The organism is Pseudomonas sp. GW821-FHT11G12 (assembly GCF_058808055.1).
Window position 1 is genome coordinate 110,637 of sequence record NZ_JBXARH010000006.1, and the last position, 17,172, is coordinate 127,808.

Below are 17,172 nucleotides of genomic sequence, written 5' to 3' on the forward strand. Positions count from 1 at the left end.
CTCCGCCCGGCGACACCCTGTCGCATTCTCCGGCCTTTCAGGCTCATTGGCGGTAGACCAAAAATCCCTTTTTCTGTAAGCTACAGCTTTAGTGTGTCCACTAAAAGCGCGCAGAATAATTCAGTGAAGAAGCGGGGTGACGTGTCCATACGTCACTCCGCTTTTTTACAACCTGCGATTGCCCTTTCATGCGTTATTTACGGGAGGTCTTCTTGACTAAGCCAGCCATACTCGCCCTTGCTGATGGCAGCATTTTTCGCGGCGAAGCCATTGGAGCCGACGGTCAGACCGTTGGTGAGGTGGTGTTCAACACCGCAATGACCGGCTATCAGGAAATCCTTACCGATCCTTCCTACGCCCAACAGATCGTTACCCTGACTTACCCGCACATCGGCAACACCGGCACCACGCCGGAAGACGCCGAGTCCGACCGCGTCTGGTCCGCTGGCCTGGTCATCCGTGACCTGCCGCTGGTAGCGAGCAACTGGCGTAACACGATGTCCCTGTCCGACTACCTGAAAGCCAACAATGTTGTGGCGATCGCTGGTATCGACACCCGTCGCCTGACTCGCATCCTGCGTGAAAAAGGCGCACAGAACGGCTGCATCATGGCCGGCGACAACATCTCCGAAGCCGCTGCCATTGCCGCCGCGCAAGGCTTCCCGGGCCTGAAGGGCATGGACCTGGCGAAAGTCGTCAGCACCAAGACCCAATACGAATGGCGCTCCACTGTCTGGGATCTGAAAACCGACAGTCACGCGACCATCGAAGCCTCCGAGTTGCCTTACCACGTGGTTGCCTACGACTACGGCGTCAAGGTCAACATCCTGCGCATGCTGGTCGAGCGCGGCTGCCGCGTCACCGTAGTGCCGGCGCAAACCCCGGCTGCCGACGTACTGGCCCTGAAGCCGGACGGCGTGTTCCTGTCCAACGGCCCTGGTGACCCGGAGCCTTGCGACTACGCGATCAAGGCGATCAAGGAAGTGCTGGAAACCGAAATTCCGGTCTTCGGTATCTGCCTCGGTCACCAGCTGTTGGCTCTGGCCTCTGGCGCCAAGACCCTGAAAATGGGCCACGGCCACCACGGTGCCAACCACCCGGTACAGGATCTGGACACGGGCGTCGTGATGATCACCAGCCAGAACCACGGTTTTGCGGTTGATGAAGCGACCCTGCCAGCCAACGTCCGCGCGATCCACAAATCGCTGTTCGACGGCACCCTGCAAGGCATCGAGCGCACCGACAAGAGCGCGTTCAGCTTCCAGGGTCACCCTGAAGCGAGCCCGGGCCCGAACGATGTGGCGCCACTGTTTGACCGCTTCATCAACGAGATGGCCAAGCGACGCTAAGCGTTCGCCTTGAGACTGTAGCGAGAAGCCCCTCGAGGGCGGCCCCGAAACCGGCGGCCCCCTCGGGACTTCAGAAATCGATCAAGACGGCTTGCCGACTGACCTGCGGATTTGAGTGACAAACCCATGCCAAAACGTACAGACATTAAAAGCATCCTGATTCTCGGCGCTGGCCCGATCGTTATCGGCCAGGCCTGCGAATTCGACTACTCCGGCGCCCAGGCTTGCAAAGCCCTGCGCGAAGAGGGTTACCGCGTCATCCTGGTGAACTCCAACCCGGCCACCATCATGACCGACCCGGACATGGCCGACGCCACCTACATCGAGCCGATCAAGTGGCAGACTGTTGCCAAGATCATCGAAAAAGAGCGTCCGGATGCGGTGCTGCCAACCATGGGCGGCCAGACCGCTCTGAACTGCGCCCTGGACCTGGAGCGCGAAGGCGTTCTGGAGAAGTTCGGCGTAGAGATGATCGGCGCCAACGCCGACACCATCGACAAGGCTGAAGACCGTTCGCGTTTCGACAAGGCGATGAAGTCCATCGGCCTGGAATGCCCGCGTTCCGGTATCGCCCACAGCATGGAAGAAGCCAACGCGGTGCTCGAGCGCCTGGGCTTCCCGTGCATCATCCGTCCGTCCTTCACCATGGGCGGCACCGGTGGCGGTATCGCTTACAACCGTGAAGAGTTCGAAGAAATCTGCGCCCGTGGTCTGGACCTGTCGCCGACCAAGGAACTGCTGATCGACGAATCGCTGATCGGCTGGAAAGAATATGAAATGGAAGTTGTCCGCGACAAAAAGGACAACTGCATCATCGTCTGCTCGATCGAAAACTTCGACCCGATGGGCGTGCACACCGGTGACTCGATCACCGTGGCTCCAGCCCAGACCCTGACCGACAAGGAATACCAGATCCTGCGTAACGCCTCGCTGGCGGTACTGCGCGAGATCGGCGTCGAGACCGGCGGTTCCAACGTTCAGTTCGGTATCTGCCCGGACACTGGCCGCATGGTCGTGATCGAAATGAACCCGCGTGTATCGCGTTCGTCGGCCCTGGCTTCGAAAGCCACCGGTTTCCCGATCGCCAAGGTCGCGGCCAAACTGGCAGTCGGCTACACCCTCGACGAGCTGTCGAACGACATCACCGGCGGCAAGACCCCGGCGTCCTTCGAGCCGTCCATTGACTACGTCGTGACCAAGCTGCCGCGCTTCGCTTTCGAGAAGTTCGCCAACGCTGACGCTCGCCTGACCACTCAAATGAAGTCGGTAGGCGAAGTCATGGCCATCGGCCGTACCTTCCAGGAATCCCTGCAGAAAGCCCTGCGCGGTCTGGAAGTAGGCGTTTGCGGTCTGGACGAGAAAGTCGACCTGAGCAATCCGGAAAGCATGAGCGTGCTCAAGCGCGAGCTGACCGTGCCGGGCGCCGAGCGTATCTGGTACGTGGCGGACGCTTTCCGCGCCGGCATGACCGTCGAAGAAATCTTCGGCATGAACATGATCGACCCGTGGTTCCTGGTGCAGATCGAGGATCTGATCAAGGACGAAGAGAAGGTCAAGACCCTCGGTCTGTCCGCTATCGACCGCGACCTGATGTTCAAGCTCAAGCGCAAAGGCTTCTCCGATCAGCGTCTGGCCAAGCTGCTGGGCGTCACCGAGAAGAACCTGCGCACTCACCGTCAAAAACTGGAAGTGTTCCCGGTCTACAAGCGCGTCGACACCTGCGCCGCCGAGTTCGCCACCGACACCGCTTATCTGTACTCGACTTACGAGGAAGAGTGCGAAGCAGCGCCGTCCGGTCGCGACAAGATCATGATTCTGGGTGGTGGTCCGAACCGTATCGGCCAGGGCATCGAGTTTGACTACTGCTGCGTACACGCCGCTCTCGCCCTGCGCGAAGACGGCTACGAAACCATCATGGTCAACTGCAACCCGGAAACCGTGTCCACTGACTACGACACTTCCGACCGTCTGTACTTCGAGCCGGTGACCCTGGAAGACGTGCTGGAAATCTGCCGCGTCGAGAAGCCGAAAGGCGTGATCGTCCAGTACGGTGGCCAGACCCCTCTGAAACTGGCTCGCGCACTTGAAGCGGCCGGTGTGCCGATCATCGGCACCAGCCCTGACGCCATCGACCGTGCCGAAGACCGTGAGCGCTTCCAGCAGATGGTTGAGCGCCTGAACCTGCGTCAGCCGCCAAACGCTACCGTGCGCAGCGAAGACGAAGCCGTTCGCGCTGCCGCGAAGATCGGTTACCCGCTGGTGGTGCGTCCGTCCTACGTACTGGGCGGCCGGGCGATGGAAATCGTCTACAAGGAAGAAGAACTCAAGCGTTACCTGCGTGACGCGGTGCAAGTGTCGAACGACAGCCCTGTGCTGCTCGACCACTTCCTCAACTGCGCCATCGAGATGGACGTGGATGCGGTCTGCGACGGCAAGGATGTAGTGATCGGCGCGATCATGCAGCACATCGAACAGGCGGGCGTTCACTCCGGTGACTCCGCGTGCTCGCTGCCGCCGTACTCGCTGCCGGCGCACATCCAGGACGAGATGCGCGAGCAGGTCAAGAAAATGGCCCTGGAACTGGGCGTGGTCGGCCTGATGAACGTTCAGTTGGCGCTGCAAGGCGAAGACATCTACGTCATCGAAGTCAACCCGCGTGCTTCCCGTACCGTGCCGTTCGTATCGAAGTGCATCGGTGTTTCCCTGGCGATGATTGCTGCCCGCGTAATGGCCGGCAAGACCCTGAAGGAAATCGGCTTCACCAAGGAAATCATCCCGAACTTCTACAGCGTGAAAGAGGCGGTGTTCCCGTTCGCCAAATTCCCTGGCGTGGACCCGATCCTCGGCCCAGAGATGAAGTCCACCGGTGAAGTGATGGGCGTCGGCGACACCTTCGGCGAAGCCTTTGCCAAAGCCCAGATGGGCGCGAGCGAAGTGCTGCCGACCGGCGGTACCGCATTCATCAGCGTGCGTGATGACGACAAGCCGCTGGTTGCGGGCGTGGCCCGTGATCTGATCAACTTGGGCTTCGAAGTGGTCGCCACTGCCGGCACTGCCAAGCTGATTGAAGCCGCAGGTCTGAAAGTGCGTCGCGTGAACAAGGTGACCGAGGGTCGTCCGCACGTGGTCGACATGATCAAGAATGACGAAGTCACCCTGATCATCAACACCACCGAAGGTCGTCAGTCGATCGCCGACTCTTATTCCATTCGCCGCAACGCCCTGCAGCACAAGATTTACTGCACCACCACCATTGCTGCTGGCGAAGCTATCTGCGAAGCGCTGAAGTTCGGTCCCGAGAAGACCGTACGCCGCTTGCAGGATCTACACGCAGGATTGAAGGCATGAGCATAACCAAGTACCCGATGACTGTTCAGGGCGCTCGCGCCCTGGAAGAAGAACATACTCACCTGACCAAGGTCGTTCGTCCGAAGCTCAGCCAGGACATCGGTACGGCCCGCGAGTTGGGTGACTTGAAGGAAAACGCTGAATACCATGCTGCCCGCGAACAGCAGGGCATGGTCGAGGCGCGCATCCGTGACATCGAAGGCCGGATCCAGAATCAGGTCGTGATTGATGTCACGACCATTCCTCACACGGGCAAAGTGATTTTCGGCACCACCGTTGAAATCGCCAACGTCGAGACTGATGAGAGCGTCACTTACCACATCGTTGGTGAGGATGAAGCAGACTTCAAACTCGGCAAGATTTCGGTCGGTTCGCCTCTGGCCCGTGCCCTGATCGGCAAGGAAGAGGGCGACGTCGTTGCCGTGAAAACGCCTGGTGGCGTTATCGAGTACGAGATTGTCGAAGTCCGTCACATCTGAAACAGGGCGCCCGCTGCATGCGGGCGCCATGCTCTGGCAGCTGACCCAGATGTTGTGGGTCGGCGGATTATGGCTGGTGCACCTTGGTCTGCGGCCGGTGCTGGGCAAGATTGGCCTGGCGCCGCTGCTGATCGACGAAGTCGCCAGTGCGTTTGAAGTGCCGGTGGTGGGTTTCGCTGCCGCGTGCGTGATTTTTCAGGCTTTGGTGCTGGTACAGGCCGAAGGCCTTGCCAGTCTATGGCGGGATTTTCGCGGGCAAGTGCTGCTGATGGCGTTGTATGCGAGTGCGATGTATATCGCAGTGCGTGTCGGCTGGCCGGATGCCCAGCGCTGGCAGGTGTTCAGCTATCTTGTTCTGGGTTTTTCCGGGCTGGTGCTGGTGTTGCAGCCGGTGCCGGGATGGAGTGGCAGGGTGCGCGAAGCACACCCTTGACCCTTGCCATCACTTGAAGCGATGGACGTTCGACAGCTGCTTGTTGACGCTGAAGTTCTTGCGGTAAATCAGTGCCATCTTGCCGATGACTTGAACCAGATCGGCCTTGCCGACCTTGCACAACTCTGCAACGGACGCCAGGCGTGCTTCGCGATCGAGGATGTTGAGCTTGATCTTGATCAGCTCGTGATCCGCCAATGCGCGTTCGAGTTCGGCTAAAACACCCTCAGTCAAACCGTTGTCAGCCACCGTCAAAACTGGTTTCAGGTGGTGACCGATGGATTTGTACTGTTTCTTCTGCTCTGGAGTGAGCGGCATAATCTGACCCTTTCGTCTGGATTCTGTAAAATGGCGGCCATTTTACCCGAGGGCTCGTGGATCCGCCCAATTAATCACGACCCTAATCAACGAGGTGCCCAATGGCGCGTTCCAAGACAAGCCTTGGTTGGCTGAAACGACATGTCAACGATCCCTATGTGAAGCAAGCGCAGAAGGATGGCTACCGCTCGCGTGCGAGTTACAAACTTCTGGAGATCCAGGAGAAATACAAGCTGATCCGTCCGGGCATGAGCGTCGTCGACCTCGGCGCGGCGCCTGGTGGCTGGTCGCAGGTCACCAGTCGGCTGATCGGTGGTCAGGGGCGACTGATCGCCTCGGACATCCTGGAAATGGACAGCATTCCGGACGTGACTTTCATCCAGGGTGACTTCACCGAGGACGCAGTGCTCGCTCAGATCCTTGAGGCCGTGGGTAATTCGCAGGTGGACCTTGTGATTTCCGATATGGCCCCCAATATGAGTGGTACGCCTGAAGTGGATATGCCAAAAGCCATGTTTCTTTGCGAGCTGGCGCTTGATCTGGCGGAGCGGATACTCAAGCCGGGTGGCAATTTCGTGATCAAGATTTTTCAGGGCGAAGGGTTTGATGTTTACCTGAAGGATGCTCGCAAGAAGTTCGACAAGATCCAGATGATCAAGCCGGACTCGTCCCGTGGCAGCTCCCGTGAGCAATATATGCTGGCTTGGGGCTATCGCGGCCGTAGCGAATAAAACGAGGTTTTTTGGCGGGGTGATAGGTTTTTCGTATTTCGCCCCGCGCGCATAAGCGAATATTGTGTAGAAAGTGTTTCACAAAGGGTTACAGACGGCGCCTGCCAGAGCTGTAGGTAATGTAGTAAGTTAGGCCGGTGAATATCATGCGAAGCGCGCGCCAGTAGCGGAGCTTGCTTCAGAGGGTAGTTAATTGAACGATATGGCAAAGAATCTGATCCTGTGGTTGATCATCGCGGCTGTCCTGGTGACGGTGATGAACAACTTCTCCAGCCCTAACGAGCCGCAGACCCTCAACTATTCCGACTTCATCCAGCAGGTCAAGGATGGCAAGGTCGAGCGCGTGGCCGTCGACGGCTACGTGATTACCGGCAAGCGCAACGATGGCGACAGCTTCAAGACCATTCGTCCGGCAATTCAGGACAATGGCCTGATCGGCGATCTGGTCGACAACCACGTCGTGGTCGAAGGCAAGCAGCCTGAGCAGCAAAGCATCTGGACCCAGCTTCTGGTGGCCAGTTTCCCGATCCTGGTGATCATCGCGGTGTTCATGTTCTTCATGCGCCAGATGCAGGGCGGTGCCGGTGGCAAGGGCGGGCCGATGAGCTTTGGCAAGAGCAAGGCGCGCCTGCTGTCCGAAGACCAGGTGAAAACCACCCTGGCTGACGTTGCCGGTTGCGACGAAGCCAAGGAAGAGGTCGGCGAACTCGTCGAGTTCCTTCGTGATCCGGGCAAGTTCCAGCGTCTGGGTGGCCGTATTCCTCGCGGTGTACTGATGGTCGGTCCTCCGGGTACCGGTAAAACCTTGCTGGCCAAGGCGATTGCCGGCGAAGCCAAAGTGCCGTTCTTCACCATTTCCGGTTCCGACTTCGTCGAAATGTTCGTCGGTGTTGGTGCCAGCCGCGTTCGCGATATGTTCGAACAGGCCAAGAAACACGCACCTTGCATTATCTTCATCGACGAGATCGACGCCGTTGGTCGCCATCGTGGCGCTGGCATGGGCGGCGGTCACGACGAGCGTGAGCAGACTCTCAACCAGTTGCTGGTCGAGATGGACGGCTTCGAAATGAATGACGGCATCATCGTCATCGCGGCAACCAACCGTCCTGACGTACTGGACCCTGCTTTGCTGCGTCCGGGTCGTTTCGACCGTCAGGTGGTGGTCGGTCTGCCGGATATCCGTGGTCGCGAACAAATCCTCAAAGTGCACATGCGTAAAGTGCCAATGGGTGACGACGTTGCTCCAGCTGTTATCGCTCGTGGTACTCCAGGCTTCTCCGGTGCTGATCTTGCGAACCTGGTCAACGAGGCTTCGCTGTTCGCTGCCCGTGCTGGCAAGCGCATTGTCGAGATGAAGGAATTCGAACTGGCCAAAGACAAGATCATGATGGGTGCCGAGCGCAAATCCATGGTCATGTCCGAGAAAGAGAAGCAGAACACGGCTTATCACGAAGCCGGCCACGCCATTGTCGGTCGCGTCGTGCCTGAGCATGATCCGGTCTACAAGGTGTCGATCATCCCGCGCGGTCGTGCGCTGGGTGTGACCATGTTCCTGCCGGAAGAAGATCGCTACAGCCTGTCCAAGCGTGCGTTGATCAGTCAGATCTGCTCGCTGTACGGCGGTCGTATCGCTGAAGAAATGACCTTGGGCTTCGACGGTGTGACGACCGGCGCCTCCAACGACATCATGCGTGCCAGTCAGATTGCGCGGAACATGGTGACCAAGTGGGGTCTGTCTGAAAAGCTCGGTCCGTTGATGTATGCGGAAGAAGAGGGCGAGGTGTTCCTGGGTCGTGGTGGCGGTGGTCAGAACGCCAGCTTCTCGGGTGAAACCGCGAAGTTGATCGATTCGGAAGTGCGCAGCATCATCGATCAGTGCTACGGCACCGCCAAACAGATCCTTACGGACAACCGTGACAAGCTCGATGCCATGGCCGATGCCCTGATGAAGTACGAGACGATCGATGCCGAACAGATCGACGACATCATGGCGGGTCGCACGCCACGCGAACCTCGCGACTGGTCGGGTGGCACCGGCACTGGCACGCCTCCTCCGGTGGTTCAGGATGAGCGTCCGGAAACACCGATTGGCGGTCCGGCTGCTGACGTTTAAGGTTTGAAATGACTTCTGTACAGTCCCTGACCCGGTTGCCTTGCGGCAACCGGGTTCTTGATTTGGCCCGGACGCATGTCATGGGCATTCTCAATGTCACTCCCGATTCCTTCTCCGATGGCGGCCGATACAGCCAGCTTGATGCTGCCTTGCGTCATGCCGAGGCGATGGTGTTGGCCGGTGCGACGCTGATTGATGTCGGCGGAGAGTCAACGCGGCCTGGTGCGCGAGCGGTTTCACCGCTTGAGGAACTGGAGCGTGTGGCGCCAATCGTGGAGCTGATCAATCGCGAGCTGGATGTGATCATCTCTGTCGATACATCGACTCCAGCCGTCATGCGGGAAACTGCACGCCTGGGCGCCGGGTTGATCAACGACGTGCGATCACTGCGGCGTGACGGTGCGCTGGATGCCGCTGCGGCCACGGGGTTGCCGGTCTGTCTGATGCATATGCTGGGTGAGCCCGGTGACATGCAGGACAACCCGCAATATCAGGATGTCACTCGGGAAGTGGGTGAGTTTCTCGCCGAGCGTATGGAGCGATGCGCGTCGGCTGGCATACCTGCGGAGCGGATCATTCTCGATCCTGGCTTCGGTTTCGCCAAAACCCTGCAGCACAATCTAAGCTTGTTCAGGCATATGGATGCCCTTCATGCATTGGGGCGACCTCTGTTGGTCGGCGTCTCGCGTAAAAGCATGATCGGGCAGGCACTGAATCGCCCTGTGGGCGAGCGCCTGTATGGTGGTTTGGCCCTGGCTGCACTGGCGTCCGTCAAGGGCGCGCGTATATTGCGCGTCCATGATGTGGCAGAGACGGTGGATGTCGTGCGGATGATCACGGCCGTGGAATCAGCCGAATAAGAATGATGGAGCACTTATGAGCAAGAAATACTTTGGTACCGACGGTATTCGTGGTCGCGTCGGTGAGTACCCGATTACTCCGGATTTCATGCTCAAGCTTGGCTGGGCAGCAGGGATGGCATTCCGAAAAATGGGCGCCTGCAAGGTACTCGTTGGCAAGGACACACGAATTTCCGGTTATATGTTCGAGTCGGCTCTGGAAGCCGGTCTCACATCGGCAGGTGCTGACGTGATGCTGCTCGGGCCGATGCCGACGCCTGCTATCGCTTACCTGTCGCGCACATTCCAGGCTGAGGCCGGTATCGTGATCAGTGCTTCGCACAATCCTCACGACGATAACGGCATCAAGTTTTTCTCCGGTCGCGGCACCAAGTTGCCGGATGAGCTGGAGCTGATGATCGAAGAGCTGCTCGATACTCCAATGACAGTCGTCGAGTCGAGCAAGATCGGCAAGGTCTCGCGAATCAACGATGCGTCCGGTCGATACATCGAGTTCTGCAAGAGCAGCGTGCCGACCAATACCAGTTTTGCCGGTCTCAAGATCGTGATCGACTGCGCGCACGGAGCAACCTACAAGGTCGCGCCAAGCGTCTTTCGTGAGTTGGGCGCCGAGGTTGTGGTGTTGTCCGCCCAGCCCAACGGCCTGAACATCAACGACAACTGTGGCTCGACGCACATGGGGCCGTTGCAGGCGGCGGTGCTTTCCGAACACGCCGACCTGGGTATCGCTTTCGATGGCGATGGTGATCGGGTGTTGATGGTTGATCACACCGGTGCGGTTGTTGATGGCGATGAGCTGATTTTCATCATCGCGCGCGATCTGCATGAGCGCGGCAAGTTGCAGGGCGGCGTGGTCGGTACGCTGATGAGCAACCTGGGTCTGGAGTTGGCCCTGGCGGATCTGGGTATTCCTTTTGTGCGCGCAAATGTCGGCGACCGTTATGTGATTGCCGAGTTGCTGGAACGCGATTGGCTGGTCGGTGGTGAGAACTCCGGGCATGTCGTCTGCTTCAATCACACCACAACGGGTGATGCGATCATCGCGGCGTTGCAGGTGTTGATGGCGCTGAAAACCCGCAACGAAGGTCTGGCGCAAACCCGCCAGGCGCTGCGCAAGTGTCCTCAGGTGTTGATCAATGTGCGTTTTGGCGGCGGCGAAAGTCCGCTCGACCACCCGGCTGTCAAGGAGGCCAGCAAGCGTGTAACCGAGGCGATGGCGGGTCGTGGTCGTGTGCTTCTGCGCAAGTCCGGGACAGAGCCTCTGGTGCGTGTCATGGTCGAAGGCGAGGATGAAGCACAGGTTCGCAGCTATGCCGAAGAACTGGCAAAACTGGTAACTGAAGTTTCTGCCTGATACGGCTTGCCAGCCATGATTGTGTTGGGTAACATCTGCGCCCACTTTGACCGACGAGGTACAGCATGCGTCGCCCTATGGTAGCTGGTAACTGGAAGATGCACGGTACCCGCGCCAGCGTCGCTGAGCTGATCAACGGCCTTCGTCATCTGGCCTTGCCAAGCGGTGTTGATGTCGCGGTATTCCCACCTTGTCTGCATATCAATCAAGTGATTGATGGCTTGAAAGGAAAGTCGATTTCGGTCGGCGCGCAGAACTCTGCGGTGGAATCGATGCAAGGTGCATTGACCGGTGAAGTTGCACCGAGTCAGTTGGTGGATGCAGGTTGTTCCCTGGTGCTTGTCGGGCACTCCGAACGCCGCCAGATCATGGGTGAGCGAGACGGGATGCTGAATCGCAAGTTCGCAGCGGCACAGGCATGTGGCTTGATTCCGGTGTTGTGTGTAGGGGAGACCCTGGAGCAACGCGAAGCTGGAAAAACTCTTGAGGTTGTCGGGCGTCAGCTGGGCAGTATCATAGAGGAGCTGGGTGTCGGTGCTTTTGCCAATGCAGTGATCGCTTACGAGCCGGTCTGGGCCATTGGTACCGGGCTGACTGCAACGCCGCAACAGGCTCAGGATGTGCATAAAGCCATTCGCGAGCAGTTGGCGGCAGAGAATTCTGAAGTCGCACGAGGTGTGCGGCTTCTATACGGCGGCAGCGTGAAGGCGGCCAATGCGGTCGAACTGTTCGGCATGCCGGATATCGATGGGGGGCTCATTGGTGGAGCTTCCCTGAATGCAGATGAGTTCGGTGCGATCTGTCGCGCCGCGGGAAACTGAAAAAATGCTGGAAACAGTCGTAGTCGTTTTTCATCTGCTGGGTGCATTGGGCGTAGTAGCTCTGGTTTTGCTGCAGCAGGGTAAGGGTGCGGACGCTGGCGCGTCTTTCGGAGCAGGTGCTTCAAATACTGTGTTCGGAAGCCAAGGTTCCTCTACCTTTCTTAGTAAGTTTACTGCTATACTTGCCGCCGGTTTCTTCATAACCAGCTTGGGGTTAGGATACTTTGCTAAAGAGAAGGCTCATCAGCTGACTCAGGCAGGTTTGCCAAACCCGGCAGTGTTGGAAGTTCCAAAGCAACAACCGGCTTCTGATGATGTCCCGGTGCTTCAAGAGCAAAAGTCGGCTACTCCAGCGACTGACGTACCTCCAGCTCAAGAGCAGAAGTAAGAAGGGTTTCAAACGTAGTATTGCCGAGGTGGTGGAATTGGTAGACACGCAACCTTGAGGTGGTTGTGCCCATAGGGTGTAGGGGTTCGAGTCCCCTTCTCGGTACCAATTAGTCAGGAGAGCCCGCTGTTGCGGGCTTTCTTGCAGGTGGAAGGTTACATTGACCCTATTGGGGATCGGTCGTATACTTCCGCCCCAGCTTTGTCGCGGGGTGGAGCAGTCTGGTAGCTCGTCGGGCTCATAACCCGAAGGTCGTCGGTTCAAATCCGGCCCCCGCAACCAGTTTAAGGAGCCCCTTTTAAGGGGCTTTTTGTTAGCTGGACACTTTCAACGCCGCTGTTCGACGGCGTTTCAAGGATGGGCGTTTCGCCCATTTTTTTATTTTGCATAGCATGCACATACATGCACGAGGGGGTTCAGGTGTCGAGCAAGCTAGAAGAGTTGCAGGCCTTGCTGGCCCCGGTGGTCGTGGCCCTAGGCTATGAATGCTGGGGTATTGAGTTTTCGGCTCAAGGTCGCCACTCAATGTTGCGCGTTTATATCGATAAGGAAGGCGGCGTACTGGTGGACGATTGCGCCATCGTCAGCCGTCAGATCAGCGGTGTGCTGGATGTTGAAGATCCGATATCCGTTGAATACACCCTTGAAGTTTCCTCGCCAGGCATGGAACGCCCACTGTTCACTCTTGAGCAGTTTGCCAAATATGTCGGTGAACAAGTGAAGATCAAGCTGCGCTCGCCTTTTGAAGGACGACGCAACTTTCAGGGCCTTCTGCGCGGTGTAGAAGAACAGGATGTCGTGGTGCAGGTAGATGACCATGAATTCCTGTTGCCGATCGATATGATCGACAAGGCCAACATTATTCCCAGTTTTGACTGAGACGCGGATCCCGCGGATCCAATGGCTTGCGAAAGGCGAGGCGTACGATGAGCAAAGAAGTACTGCTGGTTGTTGAGTCGGTATCCAATGAAAAGGGCGTACCGGCAAGCGTAATTTTTGAAGCGCTGGAGCTGGCTCTGGCCACTGCTACCAAAAAGCGTTTTGAAGACGAAGTTGATCTGCGTGTGGAAATCAACCGCCACACCGGTTCTTACGAAACTTTCCGTCGCTGGACGGTCGTCGAAGAGAATGATCTCGATGATCCGGCCATCGAAACCTGGCCAAGCAAGGTTGCTGAAACGCATCCTGGTGCCAAGGTTGGTGACGTCGTCGAAGAAAAGATCGAATCCATCGAATTCGGCCGCATTGCTGCGCAGACCGCCAAGCAGGTCATCGTGCAGAAAGTGCGCGAAGCCGAGCGCGCTCAAGTGGTTGACGCTTATCGCGAGCGCCTGGGAGAAATCATCTCCGGCACCGTGAAAAAAGTGACCCGCGACAACGTGATCGTCGACCTGGGTAATAACGCTGAGGCGTTGCTGGCCCGTGAAGACATCATCTCTCGCGAAACCTTCCGTGTTGGCGTGCGTCTGCGTGCGCTGCTCAAGGAAATCCGCACCGAGAACCGTGGCCCTCAGTTGATCCTGTCGCGTACCGCGCCGGAAATGCTGATCGAGCTGTTCCGTATCGAAGTGCCGGAAATTGCTGAAGGCCTCATCGAAGTCATGGCCGCTTCCCGTGATCCGGGTTCGCGCGCCAAGATCGCTGTCCGCTCCAAGGACAAACGCATCGACCCGCAGGGCGCGTGCATCGGTATGCGCGGTTCGCGCGTCCAGGCCGTGTCGGGCGAGTTGGGTGGCGAGCGTGTCGATATCGTCCTGTGGGACGATAACCCGGCGCAGTTCGTGATCAATGCCATGTCGCCGGCAGAAGTGGCGGCCATCATCGTTGATGAAGATGCCCACGCCATGGACATCGCCGTTGGCGCAGACAATCTGGCTCAGGCCATCGGTCGTGGTGGTCAGAACGTGCGTCTGGCGAGCCAGCTGACTGGCTGGACCCTGAACGTGATGACCGAATCGGACATCCAGGCTAAGCAACAAGCGGAAACCGGCGACATCCTGCGCAACTTCATCGACGAGCTGGAAGTCGACGAAGAGCTGGCTCAGGTGCTGGTTGACGAAGGCTTCACCAGCCTGGAAGAGATTGCCTACGTACCGTTGGAAGAAATGCTCAACATCGACGGCTTTGACGAAGACATCGTCAACGAGCTTCGTGCTCGTGCCAAGGATCGCTTGTTGACCAAAGCCATCGCTACTGAGGAAAAGCTGGCAGACGCCCATCCGGCCGAAGACCTGCTCTCGCTTGAGGGTATGGACAAGGATTTGGCGATGGAACTGGCGGTGCGCGGCGTAATTACCCGCGAAGACCTGGCCGAGCAGTCTATTGACGACCTGCTCGACATCGACGGCATTGACGATGATCGTGCCGGCAAGTTGATCATGGCCGCCCGAGCCCACTGGTTCGAGTAATTAGGCGCGGCCTGAGGAGAGAAATGCATGACGCAAGTCACGGTGAAACAACTGGCCGATGAGGTCAAAACACCGGTAGAGCGCCTGTTGCAGCAGATGCGTGAGGCAGGTCTGCCGCACACCGCCGCCGAAGAACATGTGACTGACAGTGAGAAGCAATCCCTGCTGACTCACTTGAAGAGCAGTCACAAGGCGAAAGTGGAAGAACCACGCAAGATCACGCTGCAGCGTAAAACCACCAGCACCCTGCGTGTGGCTGGCAGCAAAAGCATCAGCGTTGAAGTCCGCAAGAAGAAAGTTTTCGTACAGCGTAGCCCGGAAGAAATCGAAGCCGAGCGCAAGCGTGAACTGGATGAGCGTCGCGCAGTAGAAAATGCTGCCCGTCAAAAGGCTGAAGAAGAAGCCCGTGTTCGCGCCGAAGAAGAAGCGCGTCGCCAGCCTGCTGCTGCATCGACCGCCACTTCCGAGCCTGTTGCAGCACCTGCGCCAGCCGCTGAACCTGTGCGCGAAGCTGCGCCGGTTGTGGCTGCAGCGCCAGCTGCCGACGCTCGCAAGCGCGACGAACAGCGCCGTCCGGACAAACCACGTGCCGACGACAACAACCGTCGCGGCAGTGGCGATGGCGAGCGTAAAAACGCTCCGCATCGCGCTTCGGTCAAGGAAAAGGCACCGGCTCCACGTGTGGCGCCACGCACTACCGACGAAGAAAGCGATGGTTTCCGTCGCGGCGGTCGCGGCAAGGCCAAGCTGAAGAAACGCAACGCCCACGGTTTCCAGAACCCTACCGGTCCTGTCGTGCGTGAAGTGAAGATCGGCGAAACCATCACTGTTGGCGATCTCGCTCAACAGATGTCGGTGAAGGCTGCTGAAATCATCAAGTTCATGTTCAAACTGGGTACTCCAGCGACCATCAACCAGGTGCTTGATCAGGAAACTGCTCAGCTGGTAGCCGAAGAACTGGGCCACAAAGTGACCCTGGTCAGCGACACCGCTCTGGAAGATTCCCTGGCCGAGTCCCTGAAGTTTGAAGGCGAAGCCGTTTCCCGTGCTCCAGTCGTGACCGTAATGGGCCACGTTGACCACGGTAAGACTTCCCTGCTCGACTACATTCGTCGTGCCAAGGTAGCTGCAGGCGAAGCCGGCGGCATCACCCAACACATCGGTGCGTACCACGTTGAAACCGACCGTGGCATGGTGACGTTCCTCGACACCCCTGGTCACGCCGCGTTTACCGCAATGCGTGCCCGTGGTGCCAAGGCGACCGACATCGTGATCCTGGTGGTTGCGGCGGACGACGGCGTGATGCCACAAACCATCGAAGCCGTTCAGCACGCTGTTGCTGCTGGCGTTCCGCTGGTGGTTGCGGTGAACAAGATCGACAAGCCGGGCGCTGATCTCGATCGCATCCGTAGCGAACTGTCTGCCCACGGCGTGACCTCCGAAGAGTGGGGTGGTGACACTCCATTCGTTCCGGTCTCCGCGAAGATGGGTACCGGCGTCGACGAACTGCTTGAAGCTGTATTGCTGCAAGCCGAAGTTCTCGAACTGACTGCAACCCCATCGGCTCCTGGCCGTGGTGTCGTGGTTGAATCGCGTCTGGACAAGGGCCGTGGCCCGGTAGCGACTGTTCTGGTTCAGGACGGTACTCTGCGTCAAGGCGACATGGTGCTGGTCGGCTCGAACTACGGCCGCGTGCGCGCCATGCTCGACGAGAACGGCAAGCCGATCAAGGAAGCAGGTCCGGCCATTCCGGTCGAGATCCTCGGCCTGGACGGTACGCCTGATGCCGGCGACGAGATGAGCGTGGTTGCCGACGAGAAGAAAGCCCGTGAAGTGGCTCTGTTCCGTCAAGGCAAGTTCCGCGAAGTCAAACTGGCTCGCGCTCACGCCGGCAAGCTGGAAAACATCTTCGAAAGCATGGGTCAGGAAGAGAAGAAGACGCTCAACATCGTCCTCAAATCCGACGTCCGTGGTTCGCTGGAAGCATTGCAGGGCGCTCTGAACGGCCTGGGCAACGACGAAGTGCAAGTGCGCGTGGTCGGTGGCGGTGTCGGTGGTATCACCGAATCCGACGCCAACCTGGCACTGGCTTCCAACGCTGTACTGTTCGGCTTCAACGTGCGTGCCGATGCCGGCGCACGGAAGATCGTCGAGCAGGAAGGTCTGGATATGCGTTACTACAACGTAATCTACGACATCATCGAAGACGTCAAGAAAGCCCTGACCGGTATGCTTGGCAGCGATGTTCGCGAGAACATCCTCGGTGTGGCCGAAGTACGTGACGTGTTCCGTTCGCCTAAGTTCGGCGCTATCGCCGGCTGCATGGTGATCGAGGGTACTGTTCACCGTAACCGTCCGATCCGTGTACTGCGTGAAGACATCGTGATCTTCGAAGGCGAGCTGGAATCCCTGCGCCGCTTCAAGGATGACGCTTCCGAAGTACGTGCCGGCATGGAATGCGGTATCGGCGTGAAGAGCTACAACGACGTCAAAGTCGGTGACAAGATCGAAGTCTTCGAGAAGGTTCAGGTTGCTCGCAGCCTCTGACTCGCGCACTTCAAGGGCCACGT

General features: G+C 58.3%; 14 protein-coding genes and 2 tRNA genes. 15 read left to right on the top strand and 1 reads right to left on the bottom strand.

Features of this window, described 5'->3' with window-relative positions; genetic code table 11:
- The first annotated feature begins 212 nt into the window (after window positions 1-212).
- From carA to AC1RR7_RS19000, 4 genes are all read left to right on the top strand, one after another.
- The gene (carA, locus tag AC1RR7_RS18985; RefSeq protein WP_096818820.1) at window positions 213-1,349 is read left to right on the top strand and encodes a glutamine-hydrolyzing carbamoyl-phosphate synthase small subunit; all 1,137 of its coding nucleotides are present in this window, start codon (window positions 213-215) and stop codon (window positions 1,347-1,349) included.
- 126 nt (window positions 1,350-1,475) lie between these two features.
- Window positions 1,476-4,697 (top strand): carbamoyl-phosphate synthase large subunit, encoded by a 3,222-nt coding sequence (gene carB / locus AC1RR7_RS18990; protein ID WP_096818824.1) that lies wholly within the window; start codon window positions 1,476-1,478, stop codon window positions 4,695-4,697.
- 2 nt (window positions 4,698-4,699) lie between these two features.
- Entirely contained in the window at window positions 4,700-5,176 is a 477-nt protein-coding gene (gene greA, locus AC1RR7_RS18995) for a transcription elongation factor GreA (protein ID WP_096819323.1), read from the top strand.
- Window positions 5,177-5,204: 28 nt separating this feature from the next.
- Window positions 5,205-5,609 carry an MFS transporter gene (locus tag AC1RR7_RS19000; protein ID WP_192559750.1) on the top strand — a complete coding sequence of 135 codons (405 nt, stop codon included), beginning with the start codon at window positions 5,205-5,207 and terminating at the stop codon, window positions 5,607-5,609.
- 9 nt (window positions 5,610-5,618) lie between these two features.
- Here the strand turns inward: AC1RR7_RS19000 and AC1RR7_RS19005 are convergent, their stop codons facing one another.
- Complete coding sequence (locus tag AC1RR7_RS19005) at window positions 5,619-5,927, bottom strand: YhbY family RNA-binding protein (protein ID WP_011332401.1); 309 nt, start codon at window positions 5,925-5,927, stop codon at window positions 5,619-5,621.
- Window positions 5,928-6,028: 101 nt separating this feature from the next.
- Between AC1RR7_RS19005 and rlmE the strand changes: the two genes are divergently transcribed.
- The 11 genes from rlmE (at window position 6,029) to infB (ending at window position 17,149) form a co-directional block, all read left to right on the top strand.
- Complete coding sequence (gene rlmE, locus AC1RR7_RS19010) at window positions 6,029-6,658, top strand: 23S rRNA (uridine(2552)-2'-O)-methyltransferase RlmE (RefSeq protein ID WP_096818828.1); 630 nt, start codon at window positions 6,029-6,031, stop codon at window positions 6,656-6,658.
- Window positions 6,659-6,860: 202 nt separating this feature from the next.
- Window positions 6,861-8,771: an ATP-dependent zinc metalloprotease FtsH gene (gene ftsH / locus AC1RR7_RS19015; protein WP_085711849.1), complete on the top strand. Its 1,911-nt coding sequence runs from the start codon at window positions 6,861-6,863 to the stop codon at window positions 8,769-8,771.
- A gap of 8 nt (window positions 8,772-8,779) precedes the next feature.
- Complete coding sequence (folP, locus tag AC1RR7_RS19020; protein WP_102619398.1) at window positions 8,780-9,631, top strand: dihydropteroate synthase; 852 nt, start codon at window positions 8,780-8,782, stop codon at window positions 9,629-9,631.
- 16 nt (window positions 9,632-9,647) lie between these two features.
- A complete protein-coding gene (gene glmM / locus AC1RR7_RS19025; RefSeq protein WP_493065253.1) occupies window positions 9,648-10,985 on the top strand; it encodes a phosphoglucosamine mutase in 1,338 nt (445 codons plus the stop codon).
- Between the two features lie 65 nt (window positions 10,986-11,050).
- On the top strand, window positions 11,051-11,806 hold the full coding sequence (gene tpiA / locus AC1RR7_RS19030; protein ID WP_096818836.1) for a triose-phosphate isomerase: 756 nt from the start codon (window positions 11,051-11,053) through the stop codon (window positions 11,804-11,806).
- Window positions 11,807-11,810: 4 nt separating this feature from the next.
- Entirely contained in the window at window positions 11,811-12,194 is a 384-nt protein-coding gene (gene secG, locus AC1RR7_RS19035; protein WP_011332406.1) for a preprotein translocase subunit SecG, read from the top strand.
- A 22-nt stretch (window positions 12,195-12,216) separates the two neighbouring features.
- A tRNA-Leu gene (locus AC1RR7_RS19040) sits at window positions 12,217-12,302 on the top strand.
- Window positions 12,303-12,399: 97 nt separating this feature from the next.
- A tRNA-Met gene (locus AC1RR7_RS19045) sits at window positions 12,400-12,476 on the top strand.
- A 138-nt stretch (window positions 12,477-12,614) separates the two neighbouring features.
- The gene (gene rimP, locus AC1RR7_RS19050) at window positions 12,615-13,073 is read left to right on the top strand and encodes a ribosome maturation factor RimP (protein WP_039769696.1); all 459 of its coding nucleotides are present in this window, start codon (window positions 12,615-12,617) and stop codon (window positions 13,071-13,073) included.
- Between the two features lie 47 nt (window positions 13,074-13,120).
- A complete protein-coding gene (nusA, locus tag AC1RR7_RS19055) occupies window positions 13,121-14,602 on the top strand; it encodes a transcription termination factor NusA (RefSeq protein ID WP_003221546.1) in 1,482 nt (493 codons plus the stop codon).
- Between the two features lie 27 nt (window positions 14,603-14,629).
- Entirely contained in the window at window positions 14,630-17,149 is a 2,520-nt protein-coding gene (infB, locus tag AC1RR7_RS19060; protein WP_102619400.1) for a translation initiation factor IF-2, read from the top strand.
- Window positions 17,150-17,172 lie beyond the last annotated feature (23 nt).